Origin of the sequence: Roseicyclus marinus (assembly GCF_036322625.1) — a bacterium.
Taxonomy (GTDB): domain Bacteria; phylum Pseudomonadota; class Alphaproteobacteria; order Rhodobacterales; family Rhodobacteraceae; genus Roseicyclus; species Roseicyclus marinus_A.
Genome location: NZ_AP027266.1, coordinates 3,306,782 through 3,324,616, shown reverse-complemented (window position 1 = coordinate 3,324,616; position 17,835 = coordinate 3,306,782). Strand labels below are relative to the sequence as shown.

Below are 17,835 nucleotides of genomic sequence, written 5' to 3'. Positions count from 1 at the left end.
TGCCGCATGCTTGCGGCGGGCCCTTCTTTTGCGCATGGTTTGGTGCATGTGCAACGATCTGGCGGGGTGAAGATGCCCGATCCCTTCGTTCTGGACGGTTTTTTGCCCTATCGCGTGGCCGTCACTGCCGGGCGGCTCAGCCGCGAATTTTCCCGTGTCTACCAGGAACGCTTTGGCCTGAGCCGGGCGGAATGGCGCGTCATGGCACATCTGAGCCAGGAGGCCGAGGTGTCGGTGCGCGAGATCCATGCCCGCGTCGACATGGACAAGTCCAAGGTCAGCCGCGCCGCCACAAGGCTGGAGGAGGCGGGGATCGTCACCAAGCGCATCAGCGAGCATGACCGGCGGCTGGTGGTTCTGGCCCTGACCGACAAGGGGACCGCGATGATGGCCGAGCTGGCGCAAGCCGCACAGGCCTATCACGCGGAGCTGATCGCGCGGCTGGGGCCGGAGGCGGCGGGGTTCGTCGCGGCGCTCGAGCTTTTGATGGGCGAGGGGGAAACGCAGCGTCACGCTGGCCAATCGGGTGAAAGACAGGGCCAATAGGCCCGAACAAGGGAGGGGAAAGACCATGGACGAGATCGTCATCCTGTCGGGCGCACGCACCGCCATCGGGACATTCGGTGGATCGCTGGCCGCCGTGCCGCCGACCCGGCTGGGCGCCATCGTGGCCAAGGCCGCGCTGGAGCGGGCCGGCGTCGAGGGTGGGCAGATCGGCCATGTCGTCTATGGCCATGTGATCAACACAGAACCCCGCGACATGTATCTGTCGCGGATCGCTGCGATGGAGGCGTGCATTCCCGACACCACGCCTGCGATGAACGTGAACCGGCTGTGCGGATCGGGCGCGCAGGCCATCGTTTCGGTCATCCAGTCGCTTGCCATGGGCGATGCGGCATTCGGCCTCGCGGGCGGTGCTGAAAGCATGTCGAACGGTCCCCATATCCTGCCCGCCGCGCGGTTCGGGCAAAAGATGGGCGATGTGCGCGCGCTCGACATGATGATCGGGGCGCTGCATTGCCCCTTTGGCACCGGGCATATGGGCGTGACGGCGGAAAACGTCGCGGCCGAACACGGGATCAGCCGCGCAGATCAGGATGGTTTCGCGCTGGAAAGCCAGACCCGTGCGGCCCGCGCGATTGCCGAGGGGCGCTTTGCGTCGCAGATCGTGCCGGTCGAGGTGCAGGTCAAGCGCGAGACGGTTGCCTTTGCCACGGATGAGCATCCCAAGGCCACGAGCCTCGAGGCGTTGGCGGGGCTGCGCCCGGCCTTTCAGAAGGATGGCAGCGTCACGGCGGGCAATGCGAGCGGGATCAACGATGGGGCAGCCGCGCTGGTTCTGGCGCGCGGCGATGCGGCGGAGGCGGCGGGCCTGACCCCGCGCGCCCGCGTGATCGGCTATGCCCATGCGGGTGTCCGGCCCGAGGTGATGGGGATCGGCCCGGTGCCCGCGGTCGAAACCCTGCTCAAGCGGACGGGCCTGAAGATCACGGATTTCGACGTGATCGAATCGAACGAGGCTTTTGCCGCGCAGGCGCTGGCGGTGAACAAGGGTCTTGGGCTTGATCCGGCCCGCGTGAACCCCAATGGCGGGGCCATCGCGCTGGGCCATCCGGTGGGGGCGACCGGCGCGATCATCACGGTCAAGGCGCTGCATGAACTGGAGCGGATCCAGGGCCGTCGGGCGCTGATCACCATGTGCATCGGCGGCGGGCAGGGAATCGCGCTGGCCATCGAACGGATCTGAGGCCGGATTAACCGATCGTTCAGCACTTCCCGCCACCCTGTCTGCAACAGGCAGGGCGGTGCGGGACGGCCATGAGCATCGAGGGATTCGACAGCCGGTTGGCGCGGGAACGGCGGGGGCGGCTTCAGGCCGAGCGCCTGCTCGCGCAACGATCGGAGGAATTGTATTCCGCCCATCGCAAGCTGGCGGAACATGCCCATGCGCTGTCCCATACCGTGATCGAACAGCGCGCCGCGCATGCCGATCTGGTGGGGCGGTCGACGCAGGCGCAGGCGGCGCTGGCTTTGGCCACCGAAAAGGCCGTCGTGGCCGAACGCAGGCTTTGGGATGCGCTGAGCGCGGTCGAGGGCGGCTTTGCCATGTTCGACCGCGATTTGCGGCTGGTCATCGCCAATCCGGCCTGGATGCGCGCCTTTGACGGGGTGGCCGATGTCGCGCCCGGTGCCAGCTACGAGGCGATCTTGCGCGTGTCGGTCGAGGAGGGGCTGGTCGATCTGGGCGATACCACCCCGGAGGAGTGGATCGCCCGCATGATCGCGCGGTGGCAGATGCCGACCATTCCCCCGGTCGATATCCGCCTGTTCAACGGTATCCATATCCGCCTGATCGACAAGCGCACGCCCGAGGGGGATCTGGTCAGCCTTGCCGTCGACATCACCGACACGATCCGGCGCGAACGCGATCTGGAACGCGCGCGCGATGCCGCCGAGGCCGCCGCGCGGGCGAAATCCGCTTTTCTGGCCAATATGAGCCATGAGATCCGAACGCCGATGAACGGCGTCGTGTCCATGGCCGAATTGCTGCGCGACACCGCCCTGACCGAGGAACAGGCGCTTTACGCCGATACGATCCGCAATTCGGGCGAGGCGCTGTTGGTGATCATCAACGACATCCTCGATTATTCCAAGATCGACGCCGGCAAGCTGGTGCTGCACTCCGAAGGGTTCGATCTGCGGCAGACGATCCTCGAGATTTTCCAGCTGATGCGCCCGGGGCTCGAGGGCAAGGCGCTGGAGTTGCGGCTGGACCATGACGGCGATCTGCAAGGTGGCCTGATCGGGGATCGCGGGCGCATCCGGCAGATCCTGACGAACCTGATCGGCAATTCGGTGAAATTCACCGATGCAGGCCATGTCACGGTCCGGGTGCGGGCGGCAAAGGCCCCGCATCCGCAAGGCAAGGTTTCGATCCGCGTCACGGTGGAGGATACGGGGATCGGCATCGCGCCCGAGATGCAGGCCCATATCTTTGGCGAATTCAACCAGGTGGAGACGGATGCCACCCGGCGGTTCGACGGCACGGGGCTGGGTCTTGCCATCACGCAAAGGCTGGTGGCGCTGATGGGGGGCGAGATCTGGCTCACATCCGAGCCGGGCAAAGGGTCCGTCTTTGGCTTTGCGATCCCGCTGGGGATCGACCCGGCGCAGGTGCCGGAGCCGCCCCGCCCGGAGGTGCCGCCGCCCAGACCGGCGCGGCTGCGGGTTCTGGCGGCGGAGGACAACAAGACCAACCAACTGGTCTTTCGCAGCATGCTCAAGGGAATCGATCTGGACCTGGAACTGGTGGAAAACGGCTTTCTCTGTGTCGAGGCCTACAAGCGCAGGGTGCCGGACCTGATCTTTACCGATATCTCCATGCCCGAGATGGACGGGACGGAGGCCGCGCAGGCGATTCGCGCCATCGAGGCCGGGCTTGGCCTGCTGCCCGTGCCGATCATCGCCATGACCGCCCATGCGCTGGAGGGGGACCGCGCGCGCATCCTTGCGGCGGGGATCGATGGCTACATGACCAAGCCGCTCCGGAAATCCGACCTGCACATGATGATCCGCACCCATGCGCCCGAGGCGCTGGGCAAGATCAGGGGGCTTATGGCCGCCAATCCGCCAGCGCCGGGGTAAGCCGGTAGTGCCCGGTTTCCGTGCCGCGCCAGTTGCGGATGGGGCCGTGCCTGTAGGTCAGCGCGACGGGATCCTGCGCATCCAGCACACCCAGCGCCGACAGGATCTGCGTGATCGCCGCCTCGGAGGCGCGGGTGGTGCCATCGCTGATCTTGAGCGCGACGCCGATCCGCCGTTCGGGGATGATGGCGGCGAAGACCGCCTCGGCCCCGGTCTTGATCGCGGCGCGCTGGCCCATGACGCGCATCAGTTTGGTGCAGGCGCGGCCTTCGCCGGCGACAAGTTCGGGATGGGCCATCATCGCCTCGCGCAGGCGGACCATGGCATTCCGGCGGGTATCGGCCCCGTCGCGGGCGGCGGCAAACATCGCAAGGGCGCGGGCAAACCCCTTGAGCGAGCTTGCGAAATTCGGGGCGGAACAGCCGTCGATCCCGTAGCCGGGGGTGGTTTCGTCGGTCACATCCTCCCATGCCGCGCGGACGGCGCGCTGCACCGGGTGATCGGGGTCGATGTATTCCGGCCCGGCGTGCAGGTGCTTGGTCAGGGTCAGAAAGCCCGAATGCTTGCCAGAGCAATTGTTGTGCCGCTGGCCGGGGCCGCATTTCGTGCAGATCAGATCGTCACGGGCCGGTTCATCGCTGGGCCATTGCACGCCGCAGCGCAGATCGGCCTCGGACAGGCCGAGATCGGACAGCCAGCGCGCGACCCGGTCGGTATGGATCGCGGCGCCTTGATGCGAGGCGCAGGCCAGCGCCAGATGCTCGGGTGTCAGCCCATGGGCATCGGCCGCACCGCTTTCGATCAGCGGCAGGGCCTGCACCATCTTGGAGGAGGAGCGCGGCAGGATCGTGCCATCGACATCGCCCAATCCCCAGATCAGGCCGCTGTCGGCATGCCAGACCGCGACATGCCCGTGGTGCACGCTTTCGCAAAAATCCCCCCGCCAAACCTCGACCAGACGCTCTGCCGCTTGGGCCATGATGCCACCCCTTTCACATCCCGGCGATTTTCCGCCGCCGGGGCTTTTGCTGAACGGCAGTTTCCTTTAATCTGACTGTGGATAAGGTTTGCCGCCCCAATCTTATTGAATCAAAAACCGGGTGCAGACCAGAGGCAGACGAGAGCGGAGGCTCTGAACACATGAGACATGGGCTGGTCGGTGTGCTGGCGGGACTGGCGTTGAGCGTCGCCGCAAGCGGTGCCTTGGCGCAGGAGGAATCCACCAATCGCGTGAATGCGGCCACGGATTGGTCGGTATTCGTCGAGGATGATCCGACGCAATGCTGGGTCGTTTCGACCCCGCGCGAAACGGTCAATACCCGCGACGGGCGCGTGGTGTCGGTGAACCGGGGCGAGATCCTGATGTTCGTCAGTTTCTGGCCCGGTCAGGATCGTCTGGGCGAAGTGTCGTTTACCGGCGGTTATCCTTTCGCGGATGGATCGACCGTGACGGTCGAGATCGGGGATGCAAGCTTCGAACTGTTCACCGAGGGCGAAATGGCCTGGGCCGCCTCGCCGCAGGATGATCAGCGGATCATCACCGCGATGAAGCGGGGTGCCGATGCGGTGCTGACGGCGCGATCCTCGCGCGGGACGCAGACGCAGGACACGTTCTCGCTGATGGGCTTTACCGCCGCCGTCGAAGACGCCGAGACGCGCTGCGCGAACTGACCCTTTCGGGCTTCGCGGGCAAAACGCTTTGCCTCTGGCGGGGGATGCCTATATGTGCCCCCAGTTCACGAAGGATTGCCCGATGACCGCGGATACCGCCGCCACTGCGCCTGTCACGCAGGATGTGCTGACCATTCCCCGCAAGCTGCCCGACGGGCCGGTCAACCTGATCGGCCTGACCCGCGAGGGCATGCGCGCGGCCCTGATCGAGGCCGGGACGCCCGAAAAGCAGGCCAAGATGCGGGTCGGTCAGATTTGGCAATGGCTGTATCACTGGGGCGTCCGCGATTTCGACGCGATGACGAACCTGTCCAAGGCCTATCGCGCAGAACTTGCCGAACGATTCGTGATCGAGATGCCCGAGGTGGTGCGGCGCGACATCTCGGCGGACGGGACGCGCAAATACCTTGTGCGGATCGCGGGCGGTCACGAGGTCGAGGTCGTCTATATCCCCGAGGAAGATCGCGGGACGCTGTGCATTTCCAGCCAGGTCGGCTGCACGCTGACCTGTTCCTTTTGCCATACGGGCACCCAGAAGCTGGTGCGCAACCTGACCGCCGGTGAGATCGTGGGGCAGGTGATGATGGCCCGCGACGATATGGGCGAATGGCCGGAACCGGGCGAGGGTATGGGCCTGCGCCCGCGGCTGATTTCCAACATCGTGCTGATGGGCATGGGCGAGCCGCTCTACAATTTCGAGAATGTGCGCGACGCGATGAAGATCGCCATGGATGGCGAGGGGATCGCGCTGAGCCGTCGCCGGATCACGCTGTCGACATCGGGCGTGGTGCCCGAGATCGCCCGCACCGCCGAGGAAATCGGCTGCATGCTGGCTGTGAGCTTTCACGCCACCACCGACGAGGTGCGCGACAGGCTGGTGCCGATCAACAAGCGCTGGAACATCGCCACCCTGCTCGACGCGCTGCGCGCCTATCCCAAGGCCAGCAATTCCGAGCGCATCACCTTTGAATACGTGATGCTGAAGGGCGTGAACGACACGGATGAGGATGCCCGGCGGCTTGTCCGGCTGATCGCGGGGATACCGGCCAAGATCAACCTGATCCCGTTCAACGAATGGCCCGGTGCCCCCTACGAGCGGTCCGATTGGGAGCGAATCGAGCGGTTCGCCGATATCGTCTACAAGGCGGGCTACGCGAGCCCGATCCGCACCCCGCGCGGCGAGGATATCATGGCAGCCTGCGGTCAGCTGAAATCCGCCACCGAGCGCGCGCGCAAGTCGCGGGCACAGATCGCGGCGGAAACCGGCACGGCCGGCTGACCGGTCGTCCCTTCACGCGCGCCACCGCAAGGTGGTGTACGAAATGAAAAAGACGGCCCCAAGGGACCGTCTTTTCCGAAACCAATCGACTTTCGTCGTATCAGTTGTTGGCTGCGACCGCTGCTGCGATCAGGATCAGCGCCAGCACCGGAACCAGGATGCCGCCAGCCGAGGAAGAGGTATCTTCCACGATGACAACGGGTTCGATGACGGGCTGAGCAACGCCGCCTGCGATCGCGCCGGTGGCAACGAGCGACAGAGCAGCTGCGAGAGCGAGTTTCTTCATTGTATCCTCCAAGATACGCCCATTTCACGCACTATGCGCAAGGTCAGGGCACCCAAGACTGTACCTCGTACGATTTCTTTAAGCAGCAATGCAATGCGATTGCAATCCGTCGGAAATCGGCCTGAGCGTAGCATTGCCACCTTGTCGTCAAATTAGCAACACTTGGGTGCCAAGCCGCGCATGGCTGAAAAGTTCAGCAATATGTTCATTGTAGAGACCGACGCAGCCATTGGATGAGCGGCGTCCGATCTTGCGCGTATCATGGGTTCCGTGAATGCGATAAAATTCCCAACTGAGGTACAAGGCATGGGTTCCCAGCGGATTGTCGGGACCTGGCGGCACATATTCGGGCCATTCGGGGTTGCGCGCGCGCATCGCCGGGGTCGGACGCCAGGACGGGCCTTCGACCTTCCGCACCACTTCGGTCCGGCCACGCCGGGTCAGATCCTCGGACATGGGGACGGATGTGGGATACAGGCGGTAAATGCTGCGATCCTCGTTCCAGAAATGCAGCGCCCGCGAGGTCAGATCGACCAGGATCGCGCCATTGCGCGTGTCGTTGAAATAGGGCCGCCAATCCAGCGTCCGAAAGCTGGAAATGTTGCGCCGAACGCCATCGCCCGCAGCTGTTTCGAATTCCGTGCTGTCGGGGGTGTTCTGTGCCAAGGCGGGAGCCGCGATGCCGCTGGCCACGCCACCAAGAACCGTGCGGCGGCTGATGCCGCGCCGATCCGGACCGCTCATGATGCCTGCCTCCTTGTCGCCGGGGGCTGTTTTGATCTGCCTCGGGCGCAAGGATACCACGAAACCCAACGATCCGATCCGGGCCTTGCGTCGATTTGGCAACGCATGTGGTGGATCGGTCGCAATGGCCGCGCGCGCAGTTGTAAACCGAATCGCAAAAGTTTTCCTTCACACCATGGAAACCATGATTGCGCGAAGGTCTCTTTTGTTGTCCGGTGCCGGGTTCGTGGCGCTGTCCGCCTGCGGCGATCCGCTGGCCTCGGTTGCGCTTGGGCCTGATGGCAGCCCCTTGCCGGTGCTCTACCGGATCGATCCGGCGGATACGGCGCGAATCCAGTTCCGGATGCTCGACAGCGTGAATTCGCTGCGCGCGGCTGCCGGGGCCATGCCCTTGCAATTGAATGCCGAATTGACCGCTGCGGCGGCCACCCATGCCCGGGACATGGCGTTGCAGAACCGGCCCTGGCATTTCGGATCCGATGGGTCGTCACCCATCGATCGGGCGCGCACGGCGGGCTACCGTGGCACGGTTCTGGGCGAAAACATCTCCGAAACCTACGAATCGGAGCTTGAGACCATCGCCGCCTGGATGGCGCAGCCCGATACCCGCGATGTCATCACCGATGTGCGCGGGCGCGATCTGGGTGTCGCCTATTTCCAGGAAGACAGCGGCAAGATCTGGTGGGTTCTGGTCGTGGGCGATGGCGGGCTTGGTGGCCCTGCCAATGCGCCCGCCGGGTGACCCGTATCAGGCGTAAAGGTCGATGACCGTGCCGTCGCGCACCATCGCGTAGATGTCGCGCATTTCGCGGTTCGTCACGCTGATGCAGCCCGCCGTCCAATCCTGGGCGCGGCGGAATTCGCGCGGGGTGCCATGGATGAAGATGTCGCCCCCCGGGCTGACGCCGCGGTCGCGGGCCTGCGCGCGATCCTCGGCATTGGGGTAGCTGATGCCGATCGACAGGTAATAGGCGCTGTTGGGATTGCGGCGGTCGATGATGTAGCGCCCTTCGGGGGTGCGGCCGTCGCCCTCGGTCGTCTTGTGGCCGGTGGGCGCGAAACCCAGCCCGATCCGGTAATCGGCCAGAACCGTTTCGTGATGCAGAAGATACATCTGCCGCGCGGCCTTGTGCACCTCGATCCGGGTCACTTCCGGGCCGTCATAGGTGATGAAACGCGACGGTTCGCAGCCCGCGACAACGGCGGAGGCCGCCATCAGGGAAAGCGTGGAACGACGCGTCAGGTAAGCTGCCATGGAACTGCTCGAACAGGGGGTTTTGATCCGGCGCATACACCAGAAACCGCCCCCTGCGTAGTCACGATTTCGCGCGATCGCTCGCCAGCATCGCGGCCAGCCCCGCCCTGTAATCGGGATAGCGCAGGCGCACGCCCAGATCCTCCTTGATGCGGCTGTTATCGACCCGTTTGGATTCGGCGTAAAAGCTTGCGGCCATGGGCGAAAGCGTCGCCGGATCGAAGGGCACGGCAGGCGGCAGCGGCAGGCCCAGCAATTCGGCGGCGTGGCCGATCACATCCTGGGGCGGGGCCGGATCGTCATCGCAGACATTGTAGATCGCGCCGGGATCGGGCCGCGCCATGGAGGCGGCCAGAACCTGCGCGATATCCTCCACATGGATGCGGGAAAACACCTGCCCCTCCTTGATGATGCGTCGCGCGCTGCCGTCACGCACCTTTTCGAAGGGGCCGCGCCCGGGGCCGTAGATGCCCGCAAGCCGAAAGATGTGCAGCGGCAGGCCGTGGTCGCGGTGCAGGTCCTGCCATTCCCCCTCGGCGGCGATGCGTGCCTTGCCCCGCGCGGTCGAGGCGGTCAGGGGCGTCGTCTCATCCACCCAAGCACCCGCATGGTCGCCATAGACGCCGGTGGTGGACAGGTAGCCGACCCACGTCAGCCGCGCGGCCGCAGCGATGAAGGCGTCGCGGGTTTCGGCAAGCACCGGATCGCCCGCATCCTCGGGCCCGGCGGTGACCAGGACATGGGTCGCCCAGTCAAGGTCCTGGGCCATGTCGCTGCCCGGAAAGAGGCGCACAATCAGACCCTGTGCCGCCAGTTTGGCCGCTTTTTCCGCGCTGCGTGTGGTCACGCGCAGATCCCCGGGGGCAAGGGCCAGATGCGCCACCAGGTGACGGGCGCTATAGCCATGGCCAAAGATCAAAAGCTTCATCGCACTCTCTCCACCGCCCAACGCGCGGCATCCGCCACCGCCGCGTCAGGGTCATCCGTAAGGCTCTGCGCGGCGGGTTCGAGCCGTTTTTCCCCCGAATTCCCGATGGCATAAAGCACGTTCCGGACGAACCTGTCGCGCCCGATCCGCTTGATCGGGCTACCCGAGAACATGGTCCGAAAGCCCGCGTCGTCGAGCCGGGCCAGATCCTCCAACGGGGGGGAGGTGAGCTCGGGACGGGCGGCATAGCGGGTTTCCTGCGCGGCTTGGGCGAATTTGTTCCACGGGCAGATCGCCAGACAATCGTCGCAGCCATAGATCCGGTTGCCCATCAGGGGCCGCAATTCGGGGTCCACGGGGCCTTTGTGTTCGATGGTCAGATAGGAAATGCAGCGCCGCGCATCCAGTTGAAAGGGCGCGGGAAAAGCCCGCGTCGGGCAGATGTCCAGACAGGCGGTGCAACTGCCGCAATGTTCGACCTCGGGCGCATCGGGGGGCAGGTCGATGGTGGTGAAGATCGCGCCCAGAAAGAACCAGTTTCCCAGATCGCGGGACAGGAGATTGGTGTGCTTGCCCTGCCAGCCAAGCCCCGCGGCCTGCGCCAGCGGCTTTTCCATCACCGGGGCGGTATCGACGAACACCTTGATCTGGTGGTCGGGCGCCTGATCCAGCAGCCAGCGCCCCACCCGTTTCAGCCGCTTCTTGACCAGGTCGTGATAGTCCCTGTTCTGCGCGTAGACACTGATCGTGGCGCAGTCCCGGCGTTCCAGCGCCTGCAAAGGGTCGGCTTCGGGCGTGTAGAGATCGGCGAGCATGATGACCGACCGCGCCTCGGGCCAGAGCGCTGCGGGATCGCCACGCCAACCCATCCGCTCGGCCATCCAGCCCATCTGCCCATGCCGTCCCTTGCCGACGAATTCGGCCAGACGTGCGGCGGCCTCCGGGATCGCATCGGGGCGACAGATGCCCATCTTGGCGAAGCCCGCCGCGCGGGCCTCGATCGACAGGGCCTGTTTGAGCCCGCTCAAAAGTCCAGGTTCGCGTAATGGGGTGGCTGGATGAAGCCCGGGATCTGGTCGGCCAGGATCGACCGGAAAGCCGGGCGCGATTTCACCTTGGCATACCAATCCTTGACGATGTCCGAGCGGTTCCAATCCACGTCCGAGATGTAATCGAGGCAGGACAGATGCGCGGCGGCGGTGAAATCGGCGAGCGTCATCTTGTCCCCCGCCAGCCAGCGCCGGTGATCCAGAAGCCAGGCCATGTAGTCGAGGTGATACTTGATCTGCTGCGCGCCGGTCTTGACCGCCTTGCCGTCGGGATAGCCGCCGCGCATGATTTTCTTGTTCACCCGTTCATAGACAAGGTTCGCCGTCACCTCGTGATGGAACTTGTCGTCGAACCAATGCACGATTCGGCGGACTTCGGCGCGGGCCTTGGGGTCCGAGGGCATCAGCGGCGGTTCGGGCCGCGTTTCCTCCAGATATTCGCAGATGGCATTCGATTCGGTCAGATGCATCCCGTCGATCTTGAGGACCGGCACCTTGCCCGCCGGATTGCGGCGCAGGAATTCGACCGACGGTTCCCAGTATTTCTCGTCGACCAGTTCCACCTCGATCCGCTTTTCGGCCAGCACGAGGCGGACCTTTCTGCAGAACGGGGAAAGGGCAAAATGATAGAGACGCGCCATGGAATGCTCGATTATGTCGGGTTGCGCCTTCTATGGCGCAAAATATGGGCCGGATTCAATTCGCAAAGCAAGCATCGCGCCCATCGCGGGCAATGGTGGCCGCCCCATCGGCGATGGAGGCCGCCCGCCTGTCGACAAAGGCGGAGGGCTGGCCCGCATCACGCCCCTGCGGATCGGGCAGGACCGCCGCCAGAAGCGCGGCCTGGCGCGGTGTCAGGTCGGCGGCCGCAACGCCAAAGTGGTGGCGGGCCGCCGCCTCCGCGCCAAAGACGCCTTCGTCGAATTCGGCCACGTTCAGATAAACCTCGAGCACGCGGGGCTTTGGCCAGAACAATTCCATCACCGGCGTGATCGCCGCCTCCAGCGCCTTTCGCAGCCAGCTGCGCCCGTGCCAGAGAAAGGCGTTCTTGACCGTCTGCTGGCTGATGGTCGATCCGCCGCGTTGCCCGCCATCCGCGATGGCATTGCGAATCGCGTCCATGTCGAAACCCCAATGGAGACAGAAATTGGCATCTTCGGCCGCGACCACTGCGCGTTGCAGGTGGATCGAGATATCCTCGATCGGCACCCAACCGCGTTCGATACCGCCAAGGCGGCGGCTTTCGCCCATCATGTAAAAGGTGGTCGGCACCGGCACGATTGCATAAAGCGCCGTCCAGCCAAGGATAAAGGCCACGACCGCCATCCCGGCACGCAGCATCCAGCGCCGCAGCCATTGCGCCGCGCGCTGCAAACGCGAGGCCCGCGCCCCGCCCCGGCCTCTTCCGGTGCCACGTCGCGGAGATTTTACCGCGCCTTCGGTGTCGGTCTTGCGCGCCAACCCATGCCTCATTTTCTGCTCGTTTCCTGCCAGCCTAGATCGTCAGGCCTCCCTAGGCCAAGGCTTTGGCGCATCCCGCGTGATGACGGAAAGCTTGGGGCAGGGTCGCCGATGATTATCCGATCTGCATCAACGATCCACCGAAATACCCGGCTTTGGCCTGCGCACTTCCCCAATCGCGCCTCATTTGACCGGCAGAACCGGGGGGCACAGAAAGACCGTACAGGTGAAAGCGATGGACAGACTTACGGAAATGGAGGCCTTTGCCATGGTCGTGGACCAGGGTGGCTTCACGGATGCCGCGAAGAAGATGGGGATTTCCAAATCCGCCGTGTCCAAGCATGTCTCGAGCCTTGAGGCACGGCTGGGAGCCCGGCTTCTGAACCGCACGACCCGCCGCGTCAGCCCGACGGAGATCGGATTGGCCTATTACGACCGGGCCCGCCGGGTTCTGAACGATGCGGGCGAAGCCGATGCGCTGGTCACCGCGATGCAATCCGCCCCGTCAGGCACGTTGCGCGTGTCGGTCGCCACCGATTTCGGGGTCAACCATGTTTCTCCGATCCTCGGCACGTTTCTGCACCAATATCCCGATGTGACCGTGAACATGGTGCTGAACAATCGCTATGTGGAGCTGATCTCGGAAGGGTTCGACATGGCGATCCGGGTGGGCGAGTTGGAGGATTCGAGCCTGCGCGCCCGCAAGATCTGCGAAACCCAGCGCCGCATGATCGCCGCCCCCTCCTATTTCGAGCGCTACGGTCGCCCGGAAAAGATCGACGATCTGAACGAACACAAGCTTTTGCACTATACCAACAGCGCCAATGGCAACGTCTGGAAAATCACCGCGCCCTCGGGGGAACAGCGGCAGGTGCGCACGGGCGGCTGGCTGACGGTCAATGACGGCCAATCCCTGCTGAACGCCGCGATCGGCGGGCTTGGCATCGCCTATCTGCCCAGCTTTCTTTATGCCGATCCCATGCGCGAGGGTCTGGTCGAGGATGTGATCCCCGACCTTCCCGTGGATATCCAGGGCGTCTACGCGATCTATCCGCCCGGCCGCTATACCCAGCCCAAGGTGCGGTCCTTCATCGATTTCCTTGTCGATGCCTTCAAGGATCGCGGGCCGCTGAACTGGTAGAATAGCACCCCATCATCCTTTTGCCGTGCCGGCACCCTGTATCTTGCTCCGGGGTGCCGTGCCTCACTGTGCCCGGGTCGGTTCCGCCGATCCGGGTCTTTTTTCATCCGGCAACCAGCACCGCCTCGACCCTGCGGTTCAGGGCGCGCCCATCGGGCGTGGCATTGGCGGTGCGGGGGGACAGATAGCCTATCCCCTGCGCCTCGACCTGCGCGGGGTTCACGCCCAGCCTGTCGATCAGATAGCTGCGCACGGCTGCGGCGCGGTCGCGGGACAGGGCGATATTGCCCTCGAGCGATCCCTCGGTGTCGGTATGGCCCACCAGAACGATCCGCCGCGCCGGATCCTGGTTCAGAAACCCGGCGAGCGCCTCAAGGCTGTCGAACCCGCTGTCCGACAGCGCCGAGGCACCGGTGGAAAAGCTGACATCCTCCAGCGTGACCGCGCCATGATCGAGCAGGGTGGTGATGACATCGCCATCGACCCTGACCGGCGGTGCAGGGATGCGTTCGACCGGCGTTTCCGCCGCTGCGACGCCTTCGATGACGCGGGCCAGATGCGCATAACCCAGCTGCCCCCCTTGCGAGAGGGTCAGGGCCAGATGCTCGATCCCGCCGTCGGGCCCTTGGCGCATGGCGGACAGATACTGGAACCGGCCAAGGTCGACATGCATCTCGGGGCCTTGGGCAATCGGCAGGGCAAAGCGGAAATCGAAGCCGCCGCATTGGATGTCGGCGCAGGCAAAAAGGATGTCGTAGCCTTGGGCGGTCAAATCGGCGCGGATCCGTTCGGCCAGTTCCGCCGGGTCCGACGCCGCGCGGGGCAGGGTCCAGATCTCATCGACCAAGCTGCCCGAGGCATTGATGACCGGCACGTCCTGACCATCGTGCGGCCCGGTGGCGATGCCATAGCCCGACACGCTCGATTGATCGTGCAAGATCCGCTCTGCGCCCTGTGGCCAAGCCAAGCCCTGCGCATGGGCGCCGGCGGACAGCCCCGCGCACAGCAGGCCAAGCGGCAGGATCAACAGGGTCAGGGGGCGCGGCGCGCGGCCGGGATGGGTCATGGGCCGGTCAGGATCGCTGGGATCGATAATGGTAGTGTCCCACAGCATGGAACCCCAAGGAAGCGTAAAGCCCGAGCGCCGGCTGGTTTTCGCCGGTCACAAGGATCGCCATCGTCACCGCCCCCTCTGTCTGCGCCCAATCGGCGGCGGCGCGCATCATCGTGGCGGCCAACCCCTTGCGCCGATGCGCGGGCGCGATTTCCAGCGCATGGAGCATGGCACATCCCTGGTGGATGGCGACGAAAGCGGTCCCGGCGGGCTTGTCATTCGTCCGCCCGAAAAAGGACATGCGCGGCCCGGTGACGCGCTCCATCACCGCCAGCCGCGCGGGCCCGATGCCGCCCTTGGCCCAGATCTCGGTCTGGATGGCCAGCGGCGGCCATGTGGCGAAACAGGTCACGGGGGGCGGCGCTGCGGCCAGATCGGCACAGGGCATCACCATCGCCTGCGTCGTGTCGCGCAGGATCAGGCCGCGCGCCGCGAGCCGAGCGTCGAGCGCGTCTTGATGATCGAGAACCTGGAACAGGGGCGGTTGGCCGAAGTCTGCCAGCGCGGCGATGGCGGCGTCGATCTCGGCCTCGGTCGCGTCTGTTGCGGCAGGGTCGGTCAGCCGCGCCGCGCTGACGCGCTGGCCACCGCCCGCACCCGATGGCACGGTAAAGGGGCCGACCCGCTGCGTCCGGGCCGGGGGCCAGGTCGCCGCGATGACAGGCACCAGATCGGCGATGCCGCCCATACCCTAGCCTGCCGCCGGAAAGAGCCGGTGCAGCTCGGCCATCACCCGGTCGACCGCCGCGCCATCCTGGCTGCGGACGACGATGTTGGATCCATGCACCCCGTCCCGGTGGAACGGATAGGAGCCGATGGACACTTCGGGATGATCGGCGGCCAAGCGGCCCAGGGGTTCGGCGATATCGCCCTCGCCCCGGACCACGCGCAGGGATTGCGACAGCATCGGCGGCCCGCCCGTCAGCGTCGGCATCACGCTGGCCACCATCGCTTCGAAGATCGTGGGGACGCCTGCCATCACATGCACATTGCCGATGGTGAAACCGGGTGCGGCGGAAATCGGGTTGTCTATCAGCGCAGCGCCCTCGGGGATGCGGGCCATGCGCAGGCGGGCGGCGTTAAGCTCTTGCCCCTGCCGGTCGTAATGCGCCTGAAGGATCGCGCGCGCATCGTCGCGGATGTCGATCGCCGCCCCCATCGCATCGGCCACGGCATCGGCGGTGATGTCATCATGGGTGGGACCGATCCCGCCCGAGGTAAAGACATGGTCATAGGCCGAAGACAGGCTCTGCACGGCCTGTTTGATCCTGTCATGCTCATCCGCCACGACGCGGGCTTCGGCCAGCCTGATGCCGTGGTCGGTCAGCGCGCGGGCCAGGAAATGCATGTTGCTGTCGCGGGTGCGCCCGGACAGGATCTCGTCGCCGATCACCAGCATCGCGGCTGTGGGGGTCTGCATCATCCGGCCTCTGCTTGTTTCTTCCTGCCGGATCGGTATAGGCCCCTGCCGGTGCGCTTTCAAACCCTCCGCGCGACACGGGCGGTCGGGACGGGCGCCTACAGGCATGTCAGGCAGGCCTGACTGGAAATTGTCACGCGATGCGCTTAGTTTAGCGAGTGACAGAGGTTCGGAGGTCCGGAGTTTGGACGATTTCAAGGGCCGTCTGACGAAAGACGGCATTCGCATACACGGATCGGAAGATTTTGCCGGGATGCACCGCGCAGGTGCGCTTGCGGCCCGTATCCTCGACGACATCGCGCCGATGGTCGTTCCCGGCCAGACCACCGAGGCGCTGGACGCCGCCATAGAGGCCATGGTGACCGAGGCCGGGGCGACATCGGCCACCATCGGCTATCGCGGCTACAAGCACGCCTCCTGCATCAGCGTGAACCACGTGGTCTGCCACGGCATTCCCGGCCCCAAGGTGTTGAAAGAGGGCGATATCCTCAACATCGACGTGACCGTCATCGTGGAAGGCTGGTTCGGCGACACCAGTCGGATGTATGTCGCCGGAAAGATGGGTCGAAAGGCCGAGCGCCTGATCCAGGTCACTCATGATGCCCTGATGAAAGGGATCGAGGCGGTCCGCCCCGGCAACACATTCGGCGATATCGGCTACGCGATCCAAAGCTTCGTCGAGGCGCAGCGCATGTCGGTCGTGCGCGATTTCTGCGGCCATGGTCTGGGGCAGGTGTTCCACGCGCCGCCGAACGTGCTGCATTATGGCCGCCCCGGCACGGGCCCGCGTCTCGAGGAAGGGATGTTCTTCACGATCGAGCCGATGGTGAACCTTGGACGGCCCGAGACCAAGGTTCTGGCCGATGACTGGACGGCCGTGACCCGCGACAAGAGCCTGTCCGCGCAGTTCGAGCATTCCATCGGCGTGACCGCCACCGGGGCCGAGATCTTCACCCTTTCGCCCGGCGGCCGGTTCCATCCGACCTGGACCGAATAACGTTTCGTTAATCTTTCTTGGCAAGGATCGGGCGCATGTCCGATCAGCCCTCCTTTTCCTTTGGCGAGCTGTCGCCCCGGTTCGTGCCGGAGGCGACGGTCCCGTCGCCCGCCCTTGGGCGCAAGGCCGCTGGCCCGTCCAAGGGGGCGGAGCTGCATCGCCATGCCCACCGCGACCGGCTGCGCCAGCGTTTCAGCTCGGGTGGGGCGGATGCCGTGCCCGATTACGAATTGCTGGAAATGATCCTCTACCGGGCGCTGCCACGGGGCGACACCAAACCGCTCGCCAAGGCGCTCTTGAAACGTTTTGGCGACATCAACCATGTTCTGGCCGCCCCGCCCGCCCGCCTGAAGGAGGTGGAGGGTGTGGGCGAGCGCGTGGTGTTCGAGCTCAAGCTGATGGAGGCGGTGGGTCATCGCATGGCGCGCGCCCGCGTGCTCAAACGGCCGATCCTGTCGTCCTGGGATGCGCTGCTCGACTATTGCCAGACGGCGATGGCGCATCGCGATCTGGAACAATTCCGGGTGCTCTACCTGGACCGCAAGAACGTGTTGATCGCGGATGAGGCGCAGGCCGACGGCACCGTCGACCATGTCCCCGTCTACCCGCGCGAGGTGGTCAAACGCGCGCTGGAACTGAACGCCTCGGCGTTGATTCTCGTGCACAATCACCCGTCCGGGGACCCTTCGCCCAGCCGGGCCGATATCGACATGACCAATGCGATCCGCGATGCCGCAGAGGTGCTGGGGCTGGTCATCCATGACCACCTGATCATCGGCAAGGCGCGGCAGGTCAGTTTCCGAAGCGAGGGGTATCTGTAACCGCCTTGCAGGCGGCCAGATTGC

At 65.1% G+C, this 17,835-nt stretch carries 20 protein-coding genes; 9 read left to right on the top strand and 11 right to left on the bottom strand.

The window, feature by feature from the left end; translation table 11 throughout:
• Positions 1 to 72: 72 nt before the first annotated feature.
• From AABA51_RS16120 to AABA51_RS16110, 3 genes are all read left to right on the top strand, one after another.
• The gene (locus tag AABA51_RS16120; RefSeq protein WP_338273124.1) at positions 73 to 546 is read left to right on the top strand and encodes a MarR family winged helix-turn-helix transcriptional regulator; all 474 of its coding nucleotides are present in this window, start codon (positions 73 to 75) and stop codon (positions 544 to 546) included.
• A gap of 25 nt (positions 547 to 571) precedes the next feature.
• Positions 572 to 1,747, top strand: a complete 1,176-nt coding sequence (locus tag AABA51_RS16115) for an acetyl-CoA C-acyltransferase family protein (protein ID WP_338273123.1) — start codon at positions 572 to 574, stop codon at positions 1,745 to 1,747.
• 71 nt (positions 1,748 to 1,818) lie between these two features.
• Positions 1,819 to 3,645 carry an ATP-binding protein gene (locus tag AABA51_RS16110; protein WP_338273122.1) on the top strand — a complete coding sequence of 609 codons (1,827 nt, stop codon included), beginning with the start codon at positions 1,819 to 1,821 and terminating at the stop codon, positions 3,643 to 3,645.
• Here AABA51_RS16110 and AABA51_RS16105 read toward each other — a convergent pair.
• The gene (locus tag AABA51_RS16105; protein ID WP_338273121.1) at positions 3,614 to 4,624 is read right to left on the bottom strand and encodes an asparaginase; all 1,011 of its coding nucleotides are present in this window, start codon (positions 4,622 to 4,624) and stop codon (positions 3,614 to 3,616) included. The genes AABA51_RS16110 and AABA51_RS16105 overlap by 32 nt on opposite strands.
• A gap of 161 nt (positions 4,625 to 4,785) precedes the next feature.
• On the opposite strand from AABA51_RS16105, the gene AABA51_RS16100 reads away from it, so the two are divergent.
• Together AABA51_RS16100 and rlmN are read left to right on the top strand one after the other, a co-directional pair.
• Entirely contained in the window at positions 4,786 to 5,316 is a 531-nt protein-coding gene (locus tag AABA51_RS16100) for an invasion associated locus B family protein (RefSeq protein WP_338273120.1), read from the top strand.
• An 82-nt stretch (positions 5,317 to 5,398) separates the two neighbouring features.
• A complete protein-coding gene (rlmN, locus tag AABA51_RS16095) occupies positions 5,399 to 6,595 on the top strand; it encodes a 23S rRNA (adenine(2503)-C(2))-methyltransferase RlmN (RefSeq protein ID WP_338273119.1) in 1,197 nt (398 codons plus the stop codon).
• Between the two features lie 100 nt (positions 6,596 to 6,695).
• Here rlmN and AABA51_RS16090 read toward each other — a convergent pair whose 3' ends face one another.
• Complete coding sequence (locus tag AABA51_RS16090; protein WP_338273118.1) at positions 6,696 to 6,881, bottom strand: hypothetical protein; 186 nt, start codon at positions 6,879 to 6,881, stop codon at positions 6,696 to 6,698.
• Positions 6,882 to 7,028: 147 nt separating this feature from the next.
• Entirely contained in the window at positions 7,029 to 7,625 is a 597-nt protein-coding gene (locus AABA51_RS16085; protein ID WP_338273117.1) for a L,D-transpeptidase, read from the bottom strand.
• A gap of 184 nt (positions 7,626 to 7,809) precedes the next feature.
• Between AABA51_RS16085 and AABA51_RS16080 the strand changes: the two genes are divergently transcribed.
• Positions 7,810 to 8,367 (top strand): CAP domain-containing protein, encoded by a 558-nt coding sequence (locus tag AABA51_RS16080; RefSeq protein WP_338276652.1) that lies wholly within the window; start codon positions 7,810 to 7,812, stop codon positions 8,365 to 8,367.
• 6 nt (positions 8,368 to 8,373) lie between these two features.
• Here AABA51_RS16080 and AABA51_RS16075 read toward each other — a convergent pair whose 3' ends face one another.
• The 5 genes from AABA51_RS16075 to mtgA all read right to left on the bottom strand — a co-directional run bounded on the left by AABA51_RS16075 (position 8,374) and on the right by mtgA (position 12,330).
• Positions 8,374 to 8,880 carry a L,D-transpeptidase family protein gene (locus AABA51_RS16075; RefSeq protein ID WP_338273116.1) on the bottom strand — a complete coding sequence of 169 codons (507 nt, stop codon included), beginning with the start codon at positions 8,878 to 8,880 and terminating at the stop codon, positions 8,374 to 8,376.
• Between the two features lie 61 nt (positions 8,881 to 8,941).
• Positions 8,942 to 9,808 carry an SDR family oxidoreductase gene (locus tag AABA51_RS16070; RefSeq protein WP_338273115.1) on the bottom strand — a complete coding sequence of 289 codons (867 nt, stop codon included), beginning with the start codon at positions 9,806 to 9,808 and terminating at the stop codon, positions 8,942 to 8,944.
• A complete protein-coding gene (queG, locus tag AABA51_RS16065; protein WP_425328846.1) occupies positions 9,805 to 10,779 on the bottom strand; it encodes a tRNA epoxyqueuosine(34) reductase QueG in 975 nt (324 codons plus the stop codon). The genes AABA51_RS16070 and queG overlap by 4 nt, the downstream gene beginning before the upstream one ends.
• A 53-nt stretch (positions 10,780 to 10,832) precedes the next feature.
• Positions 10,833 to 11,498: a glutathione S-transferase family protein gene (locus tag AABA51_RS16060; RefSeq protein ID WP_338273113.1), complete on the bottom strand. Its 666-nt coding sequence runs from the start codon at positions 11,496 to 11,498 to the stop codon at positions 10,833 to 10,835.
• A gap of 55 nt (positions 11,499 to 11,553) precedes the next feature.
• Positions 11,554 to 12,330, bottom strand: coding sequence for a monofunctional biosynthetic peptidoglycan transglycosylase (mtgA, locus tag AABA51_RS16055; RefSeq protein WP_425328822.1), 777 nt, complete (start codon positions 12,328 to 12,330; stop codon positions 11,554 to 11,556).
• Positions 12,331 to 12,553: 223 nt separating this feature from the next.
• Between mtgA and AABA51_RS16050 the strand changes: the two genes are divergently transcribed.
• The gene (locus AABA51_RS16050) at positions 12,554 to 13,459 is read left to right on the top strand and encodes a LysR family transcriptional regulator (protein ID WP_338273111.1); all 906 of its coding nucleotides are present in this window, start codon (positions 12,554 to 12,556) and stop codon (positions 13,457 to 13,459) included.
• 103 nt (positions 13,460 to 13,562) lie between these two features.
• On the opposite strand, the gene AABA51_RS16045 is transcribed toward AABA51_RS16050, so the two are convergent.
• Genes AABA51_RS16045 through AABA51_RS16035 form a run of 3 tightly spaced genes read right to left on the bottom strand, consistent with a single transcriptional unit; the run spans position 13,563 to position 15,993 of the window.
• Positions 13,563 to 14,573: an OmpA family protein gene (locus tag AABA51_RS16045; protein ID WP_338273110.1), complete on the bottom strand. Its 1,011-nt coding sequence runs from the start codon at positions 14,571 to 14,573 to the stop codon at positions 13,563 to 13,565.
• Positions 14,533 to 15,261: a GNAT family N-acetyltransferase gene (locus AABA51_RS16040; protein ID WP_338273109.1), complete on the bottom strand. Its 729-nt coding sequence runs from the start codon at positions 15,259 to 15,261 to the stop codon at positions 14,533 to 14,535. Before AABA51_RS16040 ends, AABA51_RS16045 begins: the two co-directional genes overlap by 41 nt.
• A gap of 3 nt (positions 15,262 to 15,264) precedes the next feature.
• Positions 15,265 to 15,993 carry a competence/damage-inducible protein A gene (locus AABA51_RS16035; protein ID WP_338276651.1) on the bottom strand — a complete coding sequence of 243 codons (729 nt, stop codon included), beginning with the start codon at positions 15,991 to 15,993 and terminating at the stop codon, positions 15,265 to 15,267.
• Positions 15,994 to 16,177: 184 nt separating this feature from the next.
• Between AABA51_RS16035 and map the strand changes: the two genes are divergently transcribed.
• Positions 16,178 to 16,990: a type I methionyl aminopeptidase gene (gene map, locus AABA51_RS16030; protein WP_338273108.1), complete on the top strand. Its 813-nt coding sequence runs from the start codon at positions 16,178 to 16,180 to the stop codon at positions 16,988 to 16,990.
• A 35-nt stretch (positions 16,991 to 17,025) separates the two neighbouring features.
• A complete protein-coding gene (gene radC / locus AABA51_RS16025) occupies positions 17,026 to 17,811 on the top strand; it encodes a RadC family protein (protein ID WP_338273107.1) in 786 nt (261 codons plus the stop codon).
• The last annotated feature ends 24 nt before the right edge of the window (positions 17,812 to 17,835 follow it).